Below are 15,141 nucleotides of genomic sequence, written 5' to 3' on the forward strand. Positions count from 1 at the left end.
ATCGTGTGCCTCGGCGTTCCAGGGAAAGTAGTGCGCTGGATTGAACGTAGTGGCCCTTTGGCCCGCGCGGATGTCGAGTTCGCAGGAATACGCCGCGTTTGCCACCTGGCCTTGGTGCCGGAAGTTGAGGAAGGTCAATTCGTCTTGATTCATGCGGGTATCGGTATCGGCCGGATCGATGAGGCCGAGGCTCAGCGGTTGATCGTCGACCTGGCGCGGTTGGCGGATGGTGCTGATTGGTCGCGCACTGGAGACCGCACATGAAGTATGTAGATGAATTTCGAGATCCCGAAGCCGTCCGACGACTGGTTGAGGCCATTCGTCGCATGGCCACGCGGCGCTGGACGCTGATGGAAGTCTGTGGCGGTCAGACGCACAACTTGTTGCGGTACGGGATCGATGAGGCGCTGGAGGGCTGCATCGAACTGATCCACGGCCCCGGGTGTCCTGTCTGTGTGACGCCGGTCGAGACCATTGACGCGGCACAGGAATTGTCCCTGCGGCCGAACACGATCTTGGCCAGCTTTGGAGACATGCTTCGCGTGCCAGGCAGTCACGGCACGTTGCTCAGTTCGCGGAGCAAAGGTGGGCGTGTGGCGGTTGTCTATTCGCCGCTCGACGCTGTGGAAATTGCCCGCGAGCGACCACAGGATCAGATTGTGTTTTTGGCCGTGGGTTTCGAGACCACAGCGCCTGCCACCGCACTGGCAGTGCAGCAGGCAACTCACTACGGCCTCGACAATTTCAGTCTGCTGGTGGCCCATGTCTGCGTCCTGCCGGCCATGCAGATGCTGGCAACCGCGCCGGACCACCGCGCTAAGGCCTTTCTGGCCGCCGGTCACGTTTGCGCAGTCACCGGCTTCGCAGAATATGACGAGTTTGTCCGTCGATTTCGCCTTCCCCTGGTGGTGACCGGCTTTGAACCGGTCGATCTGCTGGAAGGCATCCTCGCCTGTGTGAGACAATTGGAGACCGGTGTTGCCAGCGTGGAAAACTGCTATGCGCGTAGTGTTCGCCGCGAGGGGAACCTGGCAGCCCAGCGCCTGGTCGAGCAGATTTATGAAGTACGAGATACGCCGTGGCGCGGTTTCGGTGTCATTCCTCGCGGCGGCCTGAAACTCAGGGAGGAGTGGCAGCGATTCGACGCACGGCAGCGATTCTCGGCGACGCCTGAGGTCGCGGCCTGCGCTACGGAGTGTCCGGCGGGCGACGTGCTGATCGGTCGAATCAGGCCGACGGAGTGCCCGCACTTTGGGACTCGCTGCACGCCCGACTCGCCGCTCGGAGCACCCATGGTGTCTACCGAAGGTCCATGTGCCGCCTACCATCGCTATCGAGTTGCCAGCCACGCGGGGAAGTGAGAACCATGCCTCCAGAATCGGTTTCGCGAACAAACAACGAAGGACTTTCCTGCCCCATCGAGTTGAATCGTGATGTGCCGCACGTGACCTTGGCGCACGGCGATGGCGGCCGGCTGACGCGGCAACTCGTGCGAGAACACATTACCAATCGACTGGCCAATGTTCACTTGCAGTCGCTCGATGATGCTGCGTGTTTGCCGCAACCGGTAGGGCCGCTGGCGGTCACGACCGATAGCTTTGTGGTTACGCCGTTGTTTTTCCCCGGCGGCGACATCGGCTCGCTTGCGGTGTACGGAACCGTTAATGACCTGGCTGTCTCGGGAGCGCACCCCTGTTGGTTAACGCTCGCGCTCATCCTGGAGGAAGGACTGCCGCTGGCCGTTCTCGATCAAGTGATCGCGAGTGTGGCCAGTGCCGCGCGGCGTTCCGACGTGGCGATTGTGGCTGGCGATACGAAGGTTGTTCCACGCGGCGCGGTGGATGGGTTGTTTATCAACACAACCGGAATTGGCGTTTTCCACTCGCCCGTACCTGCGGGGCCGAAATCGCTTACACCAGGAGACGAACTGATCATTAGCGGGCCCGTCGGTCAACATGGAATCGCGGTCATGGCCGCCCGCGAACGACTGAGTTTCGATCCCGCTCCTCACAGCGACTCACTGCCGCTGGTCAAGCCGATTCGAGTGTTGAGAGAACAACTCGGATCGCGCGTCAAAGCCATGCGCGACGCCACGCGAGGCGGCGTGGCAGCCGTGCTGCACGAATGGGCCGAAGCAGCCCGCGTAACGCTGGCCGTCGAGCAAGCCACGTTTCCCATGCCTGACGAACTCCGCGGCCTGTCAGAATTGTTGGGCGTCGATCCTCTTTACTTCGCCGGTGAAGGGGTCTTCTTGCTGGCCGTTGAACCGGGTGCCTGCGAGGCAGCCTTAGCCATCCTGCGCTGTCATCCAGAATCAAAGCTTGCCGCTCGCGTCGGTGAGGTCCAGGCTCAACAACGCTTCCCGGTAACCATCCGACGTGCCCTGGGAACGACGCAACCACTGGACGAACCAACCACCGCTTTGCTCCCGCGTATTTGCTGATGGAGACGCATTACGTCATTGCGTTTGTGTGGAGCATTGAACCGGGGACAACTGGTTTCTGAATGAAGCTAAATTTTGCCGCACAACGGCCGGCTATCAGGATTCATCCAACCTGCGTCGCCCGGTTATTTCGACTTCGCTGCGCAGCCCTCGCTGAATCGCGTACTGGTGGCGGAGCTCTTGCGGTGCGAGTTCGTGGAACGCCGCGAGTCGGTGATCTTCCTGGGGCATCCGGGTATGGACAAGACGCATCTGGCCACCGCGCTCGGCATTGCCGCTTGCCAGCGGGAGAAACGCGTCCGCTTCTGCCGCGTTACCGAACTGATCACGCAACTCATGGAAGCTCGGGAAGAACGGACACTGTTGCGGATGAAAGCGTCCTTGGCGAAGTTCGATCTGCTGATCCTCGACGAGCTGGGTTACGTCCCCGCCAGCAAGCTCGGCGCGGAGCTACTCTTCGAGGTGATCAGCAGCGCGTATGAACGGCAGTCGTTGATCGTGACGACTAATCTGCCCTTCGAGCAATGGACCGAAGTCCTTGGCAGCGAGCGGCTAACCGGCGCCGTGCTCAATCGGCTGACGCACCACTGTCACATCCTCGAATCGACCGGCGAAAGTTATCGCTTGCAAGATGCACGGAGACGCCGCAAGGGATCGCGCCCGAAACCCGCGACCTCCTCCTCGTCACCTGATGACGAATCGGCAGAATCCTAGCCGCCGTTAAAATCGACAAGATCCTTCCTCCTCCGGAGGAGGAAGGATTCTTACTGGAATACTCCCGCACCCTGATTTAGACTGAGACCCTCATCCACCCCGGCGCCACACTTTTCAACCGCCACGCGCTGCACTATTCGACCGTCGTTTACAGCGACTGAGTGAACATCGGATCCGGTAATCGCACCGTTGGGTCAATTGGGTGATCGTGTACCTATGCAGAGCTGCCAGCGAGTATGTGGTCGCCGGGGTCGGCACGAGTTCAGATCCTTGCCGAATTGTTTGCCGGCGTGCCCACTCGAACAAGATCACAATTGGCTTCTGTCGAATTCGTCATCAGCACGCAGAATCATCGGCAACATGTCGATTTCGATAGGTGGCCCGCCAGCGTGACTGAATTTGGTCGCGATCTGCCTAAACGGCGCCCCGGAAGCTCAAGCGATCAGCACTTCCATCCCATTAAACCAGGCCGCTGCAAGATTCTTTTTGGATTCCGTGGCGGCGTTCACGGCTGGCCTGCGAGCTAACTAAAAAGGGCTGTCGAATACAACCCCCAGCTTGACCGAATGGAAAGTCACGGCCGGCATTTGGGCCGCAGGCCTGATGTTGTGAACTGTGTCTCTCAAAGTCGCCGTGGCGGTCTTCACCGACGAGATGCACCTTGACGACCACTTGCCCGGAGGCGAAGCACTGCCGACCTAGCTTCGCCAGGCGCAAGGGCGGGTGAACTAAAGTTCGTCGTGCATCTCAATTACCTCCAGCGCGGGTGGAGTGCGCCGGGCAGATTGATCACCAGAAACTGGCGCCGCGACCGCTGCCTCCGAAGTCGACGCCAATTGAGTCGCTCCGCGGTGAAACGGCATCAGCCGCCGCAGCAAGGCAAGCAACCGATTTTCTTCCACTGCTTGAGGCTCGGAGTCTTCCTGCACCGACGCTTCGGCAGGGTGGGAGGACGTGATCACTACTGGAATCTTCTTGCCGCCGATGTCTTCCAGCTTGCCGGCTTCAACGTAGGCCGGCAACCCGCTAAGTGATTCGACAATCTGCTGCCAGAGATTGAAGTGAGTAGCGGAGACAAAATCAGGACGCTGCATGACAAGATGAACGATGCATTTTGTGTATCGAACAGACGCATCGACTGCAATCCGCCCATTGATGCCCATTTCGAGTTTTAGATCGATGGGCCAGTCTTCCGCCAAGTCAGCGGGCAGGTCCTCCAGAACCGCGCGACCGATCAATGTGCGATGTTGAGCGTTTTCCGCATCACCTTGCCAAAGTGACAAGACGATGCTCTTTCGCTGCGCGCCACGCATGATCAACTCGCGCGTCACTTCCGTTGGCAGCGGCGTGCCGCGGCGAATCAGGGTCTTGCGCATTTTCTGCTTGGTGATCGGCTCTTCCCATTCGACTCCCAGGCTGTGGGTACACTGGCTATGGATTGCCGGCATGGGCGCCATAGTCGAATGGAGTCTTTGAAAAGCATGACGAGCGGCGCCGCGCGCCACGGCTTCGTAGGGACTGATCCAAGCTTCTGGCAAGCGGCCGGTGCGCTGCTCGAGAAGTTCACGAATCGCCGGCAACTGGGAAGCGCCGCCCACGAGCAGCGTACCGTCCAATTGATGCCAATCTAAATGTGCGGCGGACAATGCCCCCTGAATGACAAGTTCCACGCGTGTGACCAGTTCACTCATGGCCGCATTGAATTTCTCGCGGGTGACTTCGATTTTGTGGGTTCTTTCGCCGACTTGCAACGTGAGATGCGTTGCAGGTCGGGACGACAGGGCGAGCTTTGCCTTTTGCGAAAATTCTAAGATGCGAAAACGGAGGCCGGGATTCATGAGCCACTTTCTTCCAGCCAACTGCGAAACTTCTTCGGCGACTCTCCGCGCCAGGCAAAGATCCCAGTCATGCCCACCGAGCTGCGGGTCCCCTTCTGTCGCGAGCGCCGACAACCCATGAAAATTGAGTGAAAGGACAGAAGCTTCGGTGGCTTGCCCGCCCATATTCAAAACCAGGATCTTTCTGAGGCTCTGTTCTTCGCCGACAAAGGACTGCGGTATTTTCTCCGCGTAGGCAAGTGCGGCTGCGAGAGGTTCGTCAATGATCTCGACGTTGGTGATGCCTGCGAGTCGCGCGGCCTCAATCGTTGCGCGACGTTGTACGTCGTTGAAAATTGCCGGTACCGCAATCGTGACGACTTTACTCCCAAGAAACTTCCGATCCCATTCCAACCGTAACTGACGCAAGATGCACGCCTGAAGCGCCTCGGGCGGCACATGAACGCCGCCAATCGCTGAGTGATACCAACGACTGCCAAGGTCCGCTTTAATGTGCGCGGCGAGTCGCTCTGGGTGGCGGCGTCCACGCAACAGCGCCTCTTCACCGACGATGGTTCGATCATCCGCCAGGTACACAGCCGCCGGCATCGACGCCTTGCCTTCCGAATTCAGCAGAATTTCGGTCTCGCCGCGTGAGTTAACCCACGAGACGACAACGTTCGTGGCTCCTAAGTCAACGCCGATCGCCGTACGAGTGGCCATAAACTTCATTCTCCGAAGACCAAAGACGCTGAAATGTGTTTAGGGATCTTGTTTATTGCAGACCACTGATTCTGCAGAGAAATCACGCATTGACCTGCATTACACCAGCCGTGTGTTACTCCGATTGACTGGAATCCTGCTTCACTGGAACGCTAATGATCAGTCCAGCGAACTTGGGCGACTTGGAAGGCTGCTGGAACAACCCACCGTGGCAACTGATGCAGCCGTCGCCGAGGGGGATCGCACCGACACGGCGATAGTAACCATCCTCGACGATGTCCACTTCTGCCTTGCCACTGGCAATTTCCTTGGCTGCTCTTTTTTCAAACTCGGTTTTGGGTTCGTGATTGATGCTCATGGGCTTCATGTTCACCGAAATCCAGCGGGCTTCCACTTTGGATTGACGCTTGATCTCGGCGAAGATGTCTTCCATCGCATGCGCCGGCACGATGGCGCGATCGCCGTGGAAGTAACGCTCGTGCATCGTGTCCAACGTGGCGGCATAGATGTCGTACATGAGTTTCGCGCGATCGCGGGCCGTTGCCACCGGAACACAATGTGATTTGTCGTCTTTAGCCTCGCTGGCATCAGGCTCAGCACAGAACGCCGCTGCCAAGTACAGCAGCCCAACGCAGCCGCAGAGGATTCCCGTTCGAATCAACCATGTCGCTTTCATCGTACTGCTCCTGTGGAACTGTTGGTTTCGGGGCCGCTTCAAACCTCGCAGAGCGCGACGATCTTACTGCTCGATTTGAGAAGTTGTTCGAGCGTCACTCCCGCAAAGGCCTTCTCCGTTGCGGCATAGGCCCGGTCCAGTTCTTTGTGCAGCGGGCAGAGGCTGGTGTGAGACTTCAGTCCCAGCGGGCACTCGCGAATCCGCACCAGTGGCGCTACGGCGTTCACCACGTCCAGGATCGAGATCTTTTTCACCGCAACTGCGAGCGTGTATCCACCGCCGGGCCCCGAGCGTGAATGGACTAGTTCCGCTCGCACCAGATCCTGCAGAACTTTATGCAAATACCGCCGCGGCACTTTCGTCTGCTCGGCAAGCAAGTCCGCGGACAGAGGGAACTCGGGCTTGTTTGCCATGCACGCCACGGCGCGTAGGGCGTATTCGGCGATTTTCGGTAACACGGTGGTTGCTCCTGCCCGGTGGCTCGCTTTCGCTCCCCACAGATTCTACACCTTGACATGAAGATTTCAATGGTTACGCTTTAGGAAATTGAACTTGACGAATGATCGCTCCCGATCAGTCCGGCTCTCGTTTTCGCCCGTCGGTCTTCATGCCGCCCGAGAAGTGCCATGCATTGCCGCAACATCTTCTGGTTGACAGTGCCGTCTTTCACTCTGACATTCGCCCCGCGAGCAGTGGCGGCGAACGGAGTCGCGGGCTCCGAAGACGTTGAAGAATCACGCAGTGAGCCTCTCTCCCGACGGCCGATTGGTCATGTACAAGCAAAAGGCCTTAACTAGCTGTGACCGAGCGGCCGCCAGCCTGTGAAAATCAACAAGTGGCGTTACCTTTCCGTTCAGGGAGTCTTTGATGTTCTGTAACCAGTGCGAGCAAACTCAAAATGGAACCGGCTGCACCGAAATTGGCGTGTGCGGGAAGGATCCGGACATCCAGTCGCTGCAAGAGATCCTGCTCTACGGGGTGAAAGGAATGGCGGCCTACGCGCATCACGCGCGGCGACTGGGTAAGGTCGACGAGGCCGTCAATGCGTTTATCGAAGAGGCCTTGTTCGCGACGGTGACCAACGTGAACTTCGACATGGAGAGTCTCTTCGAGTTGGTTCTCGAATGCGGCTCACAGAATGTCCGCGTCATGCAACTGCTCGATGAGGGGCACACGGAGTGCTTCGGAGCACCGACGCCCACAACGGTCTATGAGGGGACGAAGGCCGGACCGGGGATTCTCGTCACCGGTCACGATCTGGCCGATCTGGCCGACTTGCTGGATCAGGCGGCAGGCCAGGGCGTCAATGTTTACACGCACGGCGAAATGTTGCCTGCTCACAGTTACCCAAAACTGCGCGCACACTCGCACCTCGCCGGGCATTACGGCGGCCCGTGGCAGAATCAGCAGTGGGAATTCCCTGCATTCACCGGACCGATTCTCGCGACTACGAACTGCATTCTGATCCCGCCGGACAGCTACAAGGACCGGCTCTTCACCACACGCGTCACCGCCGTTCCCGGCGGTAAGCGGTTGAAGACGAATGACTTTTCCGCAGTGATTGCGATGGCGAAGACTTCTCCCTCGCTGCCCGATCGCAAGGTGAGAGAGTCAACGATTGGCTTCCATCATAGCGTGATCTTGAGTTTGGCCGACAAGATCGTGGCCGCCGTCAAATCGGGAGAGATCAAACGCTTCTACCTGATCGGTGGTTGCGACGGCGCGGAGATGGGCCGCAACTACTACACAAAACTGGCTCAAGGCGCACCACAAGAATCGGTGATCCTGACGCTTGGCTGCGGAAAGTACCGCATCCGCAATCACGACTACGGCACGGTGGCTGGACTGCCGCGACTGCTCGACATGGGCCAATGCAACGATGCCTACGGAGCGGTCCAAGTCGCGCTCGGTCTGGCAAGAGCCTTCGACTGCGGTGTCAACGATTTGCCGCTGTCGATCGTGTTGTCCTGGTTTGAACAGAAGGCTGTGGCCGTGCTGCTCAGCCTGCTGGCTCTGGGTGTGAAAGGGATTCGGCTCGGCCCTGTGCCTCCGGCGTTCGTGTCGCCCAACGTGTTCAAAGTCCTGCAAGAGAAGTTCGACCTCAAACTGATTGAAGCCGAACCCCCGAGGGAGTTGGTGCAGTTGGGTGCGTAGGACATCGAGGGTTCTCCGTGGGGTGACTGGCCTGTCTGCTCTTGATTCAGAACAGGACATCCCGCGGGGATGACTGTGGTTTTTTGGTTTCACTAGAGGCAATGTTTCATGCAAAGCATCGATGAAGCACGATTGGAAGCCGACTCGCAGTACCGGTACGAGTATCTGGCGGGGTTCATGGGCTTCGGCCCAGAAGACACCGCGTTGATTCAGGCGAGCGCTCCGCTCCTGGGGCCGTTGATTCCGCAATTGGTGGAGAAGACCTATGAAAAGCTGCTGAGCTATGACGCGACCGCTCGGCACTTCGTCCCAAAGCAAGCTGGATACGAAGGGCCGTTGCCAGGGGGTGTCGCCAATCTGACGCTGTCCCATCCTCAGGTGCGATTTCGTAAGGAGCATCTCAGCCGGTACTTCATGCAGCTTCTCGGCCGTTCATACGACGCCAAGATGGTCCAGTATCTCGACATGGTCGGCAAAATGCACACGCCGAAGGCCGGCAGCAAGGAGATCGATGTGCCGCTCGTCCAGATGAATGCGCTGTTGGGCCTGCTAGTCGACACCCTGACCGAGGCGATCTCGCAGCAACCACTGGATAACGCGACGATGTTGCGCACGCTTCGAGCATTCCACAAACTGCTGTGGATTCAGAACGATTTCGTCACTCGGCACTACTGCAACGGCAACGCGAACGTAACCTGAGTCGAAGTCGTTTCTAGATCCCGTAGTACCGGGAGCTCAGGTCGAATCCTGGACATCAGAGCCGTCCTGCGTGTGCATGATCGGCAAGATTCATGGTAAATCCCTTGCCATCTGTGGCGTGCAGCCGGCCTTCCTCTGCCCGAAGAATAAACGATTCCATGTTGACTGTGCTGGGGAGTTGATAAACCAGCAGCGTCCCAGAAGTCAGCGAGAAGATCTTAGTCCGTGACTCTGCTTTTTCGATGATTTTCCCTGAAATTACATCTCGGACAAATGAGTGCCCTTGAACCTTCACCAACCCTGCGTCATAGGCGACGACCTTGCCGATGAAAAAGCGGTTTTCGTCTTTGTCGAATAGGCGGCGATGAGCAATCAGCAGGTTATCACCTTCGGCAAGTAACATTTCGATGCATCCCTTCCAGGGTTCAAAGAACTTCTCAAATGGCCTCAGGCCGGCTCGTCACCATCAGCAAGCCAAGTGCCATTTCAAATGATCGCTGCAGAATCAACTGTTGTGAGCCGAGTTGTCGTCCACTTTCAAGCGATAGCGAAACCAAATATCGCGCAAGTACAGGATCACGAAAGGCAAAGCGACGGACATTCTTCAGCAGTCCTGCAAGCGACTCCCGCTCAAGACCAAATGCCAGCAGTTGGAGTCATGCCCTTAGCGACTTGCGGCAGACGTAGCCTTGCGACGCTGGCCGGGCGTCCGCTGGTCTTCTTAGGTGTGCATTGCCGCACAGACTGTCCGGTAAATCCGCACACTGCGCGGCCGATAATCGCCACGATCGACCATCGGGAAATCAGGAACTCCGCCTGGCAAGCTCTGCTGACGCCTGTGACTTATTGCAATTGATTGTTTCAGAGCGTTGCTGGCGCGAATGGCCCCAACAATGCTGTGAGGTCTTGGCATAGCACTTGCGAACCATTTTCATCTTGGGCCCGATGTGAGTGCAGATTGATTCGAAGCGGACTCATTCAATGGGACAAATCTGGCGGGCAAATCTCAGAGCTGAAACAACCTGAACCGTGAGCGCTTGTCTCTAATGAAATCAATCGAAGTTCTTCTGCTCTCCCGGAATGACGTCGTCGAACTCGGGCTTGCTCCGAGCAAAGTAGTCTCCGTGGTGGAAGATGCCCTGCGCGAACATGCGGCCGGAACCTACGAAATGCATCCCAAAATCGGCGTGCATCCCACCGGCACCGACCCTGCAAATTTCATCCACGCCATGCCGGCCTACCTCCGTCGACTTGGTGCCTGCGGTCTGAAGTGGGTCGCAGGATTCGCCCAGAACTACCAGCGTGACCTTCCCAATGTGACCGGTTTGCAGGTTTATAACGATACGGCAACCGGTATTCCGCTGGCGGTCATGGATTGCAGTTACTTAACAGGCTTGAGAACGGCGGCAGTGAGTGCCATCATCGCCCGCCGCAGTGTCGTGTCCGGTGCCCGGACCCTCGCTCTGGTGGGTTGTGGCTTCGAGGGTTCGATGCACCTTCGTTTTCTCGTTGACCAGATTCCCACGCTCAAACAAATCCGCCTCCGCGACATCCGACCCACGGCAATGGCCGCGATGAAAGACCGCGTAAGCTCTGAGTTCCAAGGCGATGTGATACTTTGCGAAGACAATGAGTCGTGCGTCAAAGACGCCGACCTGATTACCACGTGCACGAATGGCGATGAGCAGATCATCCGTCCCGAATGGTTCAAGCAGGGTGCCTTCGGCGTGGGAATCGAGGGAGGATGCGCCTATACGGCTGAGGCGCTACATCAGGCCGACAAATTCATCGTTGACGATGTAGCCTTGGCCGAATATTTCGACAAGATCGGCCGCGCTCGCCTAACGGCAGATGGCCAGCCGGATCCCGAATTTCCGGGTGGCATGCCGCCGATCTATGCCACAATCGGCGAGATTGTTGCGGGCACGAAGCCGGCCCGTGACTCGGATCAGGAGCGGATCGTCGCACTACCGATTGGAATGGCGATTTGCGACATTGCACTCGCGCACTTGGCCTATCATACAGCATTAACACGGAAGGTCGGCCAGACATTCCGGCTGGTATAGCGAGGGAATAGCAGGGGCGATTCGTTTGGATTTGCAGTACAAGGGTTTGATAAGAGGCGACAAACGTGAAGAATGCTCCGGTTCCTAACGGCGATCCAACAACTTCTCAAGCTTTGCCAGAATCAAGTTCTCCTGCTCGATCTAACGGTCAAATGCCACGTTCGATGGCGGCGGGTGATACAGCGCCGACCCTTGAGCCGCAGCCCCTGGAACAATTTGTGATCGCTGAATCGATGCGAGCGGCTCAGACTTCGAAAGTCGAAGCAGTAAAAGAGATCATCGACGGCACGCCGCAGCAGGATATTGCGTCACTGGCACGCTCGCTACAGGCGATTCTGGCAGGGGCATCGCCCGATGACGCCACGATGCTGCGAAATCTGTTTCAAGAAGATCCAGCTGCAAACTCGGGCCGGCGATCCGTTAACCCCGACACCGAATTGGCTGCCGACTGGCGCGACGGTGAGTATCCGTATAAGAACCTGTTGTCGAGAAAAAGCTACGAGCAACAAAAGTACCATTTGCAGGTTGAATTGCTGAAAGTGCAGGCCTGGGTCAAAGCTGCGAAGCAGAAGGTAGTGATCCTGTTCGAAGGACGCGATGCCGCAGGCAAGGGAGGCACCATTAAACGCTTTATGGAGCATCTGAATCCGCGCGGGGCACGGGTCGTGGCGCTTGAAAAGCCCAGCGAAGTTGAGCGTGGGCAGTGGTATTTTCAGCGGTACGTGCAGCATTTGCCCACGGCGGGAGAAATCGTGATGATGGACCGCTCCTGGTACAATCGCGCGGGCGTGGAACGCGTGATGGGATTCTGTACAGACGATGAATATCACGAATTTATGCGTCAAGCTCCGGAGTTTGAACGCAATCTCGTCCGCAGTCGGGTGATCTTGATCAAGTTCTGGTTCTCGGTAAGCCAAGCTGAGCAGCGAAGGCGTTTCGAAGAGCGCAAAGCACACCCGCTCAAGCAATGGAAGCTCTCGCCCGTCGACCTTACATCGCTCGATAAATGGGAAGCCTACACGCTGACAAAAGAAGCCATGTTTTTCAATACGGACACAGCAGATGCTCCGTGGACGGTGATAAAGTCCAATTGCAAGAAGCGTGCTCGTTTGAATGCGATGCGTTATGTTCTGCACCGTTTGCCGTATGCCAACAAGGACATCGAGGCGATCGGTCCCCTTGATCCGCTGCTGGTCGGCAGGGCCAATATCGTGTACGAGCGTGGCGAACATCCCGGCGGCATTCCGGTCCTGTGAAGCCAGCGACCGCTTGGCCCTGAACGACGGTCGAAAATTGCGAGGCGGAACTATCGGATTATCGGCAACTCGTCGGCATAGCTATTGCTGAGGTAGTTTGATTGACCGGTTCGCTAGTAGAACGTGGGAATTGATCGGCATTTGATTGAGCGAACTGCGAAGATGTGTGCGATTCCGCACGCCGGTTATCACTTCTTTGTTACACAGCGAGAAACAAATGATTCATGAAGTCTCGGGTGACATTCTGTTGACCAAAGCTGAAGCCATCGCCCATGGCGTGGCTCCGAATGATCACTTCGACCAAGGTTTGGCTGCTGCACTCCACGAAAAGTGGCCAAAGATGGTCAAGGATTTTCGCCACTATACTCATCAGACCCATCCGAAGCCGGGCGAGCTTTGGTTTTGGGGCACGATAGGTGTGCGAGTGTTCAATTTGCTGACTCAAGAGGGTGAGCACGGTCACGGAGCCAAGCCGGGCAAGGCCACCACCTCGCACGTGAACCACTGTCTGAAACGGCTTCGGCATGAGCTGGAAAAAGAGAAGATTAAAAGCGTTGCACTGCCGAAACTAGCAACTGGCGTCGGCGGATTGGATTGGGACGTCGTGCTGCCGCTCATCCGTACACACTTAGGCGAACTTTCCATTCCGGTGTTCGTTTACACGCAATATCAGAAGGGCGTACAGGCCAATGAAGTGGGGGCTTAATAACCTCGAATCAGAGGTCAATTCTCCGCTCACGTAATCGCCGGCGCAAACCGAAGTGGTCCGAACAATGGGGCCACTTCCGCAATCCTGGGCGAAACAATGGACAACTCCGACTAGGCTGCGTGAATTTCCACCAAATTCGTTGGTCCCTTCTTGAACGCGAACGATGCAATTGCATCAGCCAATGAAAGCCGTCTGGCCGCTGATCTCTGTGCTCATTTCGAGGAGTGGAATGGGACACACGAAGTTCTCAGGCTTGACCGTCAGGAGGCTGCTTTGGCAACACGTGAGAAGTTGTTCCGCCGTATTGCCCACGAGCATGCCGGCAATCCCGCTGCGGCCGATGCTGCCCACCACGAGTAGGTCGGCTTTCAGATGATTGGCGAAACGATTGATCTCTTTCCAGGGCGTGCCCCAAGTGAGATGCGGCTTGATATCGACCTGTGCTCCAAGAGGGGCTAAGAACTCAATGAGCCGATTCTTGGTGGCTTCGTAGATCTCTTCGCGCAGCGATTTTCCTTCAGGGACTTTGCTGAGAATATCTTCGGGCACATCTGCAGAATCGACAACATGCATCGTGTGCAACTGGGCGTTTGCTAGTTGTGCCAGGCTACCGGCAACTTCGATTGCGCTGCGACATACGGGGGAGAAATCGGTGGCCGTGAGAATGGCAGCAGGCTGCCCGACATGTTCGGGCCGGACGATCCAAACAGGCGCAGGGCAAGTGTGAATGAGTTTCTTGGCGGTGCTTCCGACAAAGAGCTCTTTCCAAACTGTCATCGCATGTGCGCCGGCGAACACCAAGTCGTAATCGCCATGCTGCGTCAGACGGCAAATTTCAGTTATTGGCTCTCCAAGCAAGACCTTGTGTTTGATCACCAGATATGGATGGGCAACGTTGTTGACTATTTGCTGCAGACGCTTCTCGGCATCACCCAGCACTTCGCGGTGGAACACACTGCCTTCGCCGTACAGCAGGTCAAGTTTGGCGTCGATTGAAGCCGATTGCATGGACTTTCGCATATTCGGCAGCACATTTACCAGAGTAATCGTCGCCCCTGTTTGTGTTGCGACCCACAGCGCCTGCTGGGCCGCGGCAAACGAAGCAGGCGAGAAATCAACAGCAACGAGAAGCTTGTGAAAGCTGAGCTGATTCGACATGGTTCTCAAAAGAAGCACGGAGTTTATGTTCTGAAGGTATGCAAGCACGATCACTGGCAGCGGCTAATTACACGACGCTCGGCATCCGTAAAAATGCAAACTCCATGCCGTCGATACTTGCGACAGAATGGGGCCGATTGCGTTCATCGCGTCGGCATGAGTGGCCCGAAACCGCACACCAGAGTGGCAAAAATGACGCGCTGGTTCAGAGCACTTTCCATCGCAAACCCACCGAGTACCGGGACTTCGATGACGACCAAGCGCCATTGCGCCCAAGTGACTGCGCCGAGGCAGTGAGTCCGCCGAAGTTCAGGTAGCAGCAATACTCGGCCCACTGGCACTCCAAGCCTTAGGGGCAGGCACCAGGGGCTCCAGCAGGGATGGGGCAGCCTGGGCTGGATGTAGGGGCGGGAGCAATGGGAGCTGCAAGCTCTCTTCCTAACGTTACACAACCTGGGGGAATGGCAGCCGTAAGCCTGGGGACTGGGCTGCCGAATCAGACACCCACGGCCCTCCCGCCCGCGATGCAGGCCGGCCTACCCCAGTCGGCGTGAACCCGCTGCCCGGGAGCGCATCGACGTGAAGACCGCCCAGCTCATCGACGCCGCCGGCCGGCCGAAGTACCTGGTCGATAAGCGGGATGTGATCAGCGAGTTGGTGTAGTTCACGCTCCCAAAGAACACCCTGACTCAACAAATCGACACACCCTCACGCCCGCGCGCTGCT

General features: G+C 57.3%; 14 protein-coding genes. 9 read left to right on the forward strand and 5 right to left on the reverse strand.

Annotation, left to right across the window (positions count from 1 at the left end):
• Positions 1 to 3 precede the first annotated feature (3 nt).
• From ETAA8_RS11015 to istB, 4 genes are all read left to right on the forward strand, one after another.
• A complete protein-coding gene (locus ETAA8_RS11015; protein WP_145088071.1) occupies positions 4 to 264 on the forward strand; it encodes a HypC/HybG/HupF family hydrogenase formation chaperone in 261 nt (86 codons plus the stop codon).
• Positions 261 to 1,361, forward strand: coding sequence for a hydrogenase formation protein HypD (hypD, locus tag ETAA8_RS11020; RefSeq protein WP_145088072.1), 1,101 nt, complete (start codon positions 261 to 263; stop codon positions 1,359 to 1,361). The genes ETAA8_RS11015 and hypD overlap by 4 nt, the downstream gene beginning before the upstream one ends.
• 5 nt (positions 1,362 to 1,366) lie before the next feature.
• The gene (hypE, locus tag ETAA8_RS11025; protein ID WP_202921759.1) at positions 1,367 to 2,443 is read left to right on the forward strand and encodes a hydrogenase expression/formation protein HypE; all 1,077 of its coding nucleotides are present in this window, start codon (positions 1,367 to 1,369) and stop codon (positions 2,441 to 2,443) included.
• Positions 2,444 to 2,518: 75 nt separating this feature from the next.
• Positions 2,519 to 3,157, forward strand: a complete 639-nt coding sequence (gene istB, locus ETAA8_RS11030; protein WP_315851588.1) for an IS21-like element helper ATPase IstB — start codon at positions 2,519 to 2,521, stop codon at positions 3,155 to 3,157.
• Between the two features lie 728 nt (positions 3,158 to 3,885).
• Here the strand turns inward: istB and ETAA8_RS11035 are convergent.
• The 3 genes from ETAA8_RS11035 to ETAA8_RS11045 all read right to left on the reverse strand — a co-directional run bounded on the left by ETAA8_RS11035 (position 3,886) and on the right by ETAA8_RS11045 (position 6,831).
• Positions 3,886 to 5,697 carry an Hsp70 family protein gene (locus ETAA8_RS11035; RefSeq protein ID WP_202921760.1) on the reverse strand — a complete coding sequence of 604 codons (1,812 nt, stop codon included), beginning with the start codon at positions 5,695 to 5,697 and terminating at the stop codon, positions 3,886 to 3,888.
• 115 nt (positions 5,698 to 5,812) lie between these two features.
• Complete coding sequence (locus ETAA8_RS11040) at positions 5,813 to 6,373, reverse strand: c-type heme family protein (protein WP_145088075.1); 561 nt, start codon at positions 6,371 to 6,373, stop codon at positions 5,813 to 5,815.
• Between the two features lie 38 nt (positions 6,374 to 6,411).
• Positions 6,412 to 6,831 (reverse strand): Rrf2 family transcriptional regulator, encoded by a 420-nt coding sequence (locus ETAA8_RS11045; protein ID WP_145088076.1) that lies wholly within the window; start codon positions 6,829 to 6,831, stop codon positions 6,412 to 6,414.
• A 409-nt stretch (positions 6,832 to 7,240) separates the two neighbouring features.
• Here ETAA8_RS11045 and hcp point away from each other — a divergent pair, with 409 nt between their 5' ends.
• Together hcp and ETAA8_RS11055 are read left to right on the forward strand one after the other, a co-directional pair.
• The gene (hcp, locus tag ETAA8_RS11050; RefSeq protein ID WP_145088077.1) at positions 7,241 to 8,527 is read left to right on the forward strand and encodes a hydroxylamine reductase; all 1,287 of its coding nucleotides are present in this window, start codon (positions 7,241 to 7,243) and stop codon (positions 8,525 to 8,527) included.
• Between the two features lie 108 nt (positions 8,528 to 8,635).
• Positions 8,636 to 9,226, forward strand: a complete 591-nt coding sequence (locus tag ETAA8_RS11055; protein ID WP_145088078.1) for a protoglobin family protein — start codon at positions 8,636 to 8,638, stop codon at positions 9,224 to 9,226.
• 55 nt (positions 9,227 to 9,281) lie between these two features.
• On the opposite strand, the gene ETAA8_RS11060 is transcribed toward ETAA8_RS11055, so the two are convergent.
• The gene (locus ETAA8_RS11060; RefSeq protein WP_145088079.1) at positions 9,282 to 9,629 is read right to left on the reverse strand and encodes a hypothetical protein; all 348 of its coding nucleotides are present in this window, start codon (positions 9,627 to 9,629) and stop codon (positions 9,282 to 9,284) included.
• A gap of 643 nt (positions 9,630 to 10,272) precedes the next feature.
• Here ETAA8_RS11060 and ETAA8_RS11065 point away from each other — a divergent pair.
• From ETAA8_RS11065 to ETAA8_RS11075, 3 genes are all read left to right on the forward strand, one after another.
• A complete protein-coding gene (locus ETAA8_RS11065; protein ID WP_145088080.1) occupies positions 10,273 to 11,292 on the forward strand; it encodes an ornithine cyclodeaminase family protein in 1,020 nt (339 codons plus the stop codon).
• 152 nt (positions 11,293 to 11,444) lie between these two features.
• Positions 11,445 to 12,548, forward strand: coding sequence for a polyphosphate kinase 2 (gene ppk2, locus ETAA8_RS11070; protein ID WP_145088081.1), 1,104 nt, complete (start codon positions 11,445 to 11,447; stop codon positions 12,546 to 12,548).
• A 217-nt stretch (positions 12,549 to 12,765) separates the two neighbouring features.
• Positions 12,766 to 13,254 (forward strand): macro domain-containing protein, encoded by a 489-nt coding sequence (locus ETAA8_RS11075; RefSeq protein WP_145088082.1) that lies wholly within the window; start codon positions 12,766 to 12,768, stop codon positions 13,252 to 13,254.
• A 177-nt stretch (positions 13,255 to 13,431) separates the two neighbouring features.
• On the opposite strand, the gene ETAA8_RS11080 is transcribed toward ETAA8_RS11075, so the two are convergent.
• The gene (locus ETAA8_RS11080) at positions 13,432 to 14,415 is read right to left on the reverse strand and encodes a universal stress protein (protein WP_145088083.1); all 984 of its coding nucleotides are present in this window, start codon (positions 14,413 to 14,415) and stop codon (positions 13,432 to 13,434) included.
• Between the last annotated feature and the right edge of the window lie 726 nt (positions 14,416 to 15,141).

Origin of the sequence: Anatilimnocola aggregata (genome assembly GCF_007747655.1) — a bacterium.
GTDB classification, from domain to species: domain Bacteria; phylum Planctomycetota; class Planctomycetia; order Pirellulales; family Pirellulaceae; genus Anatilimnocola; species Anatilimnocola aggregata.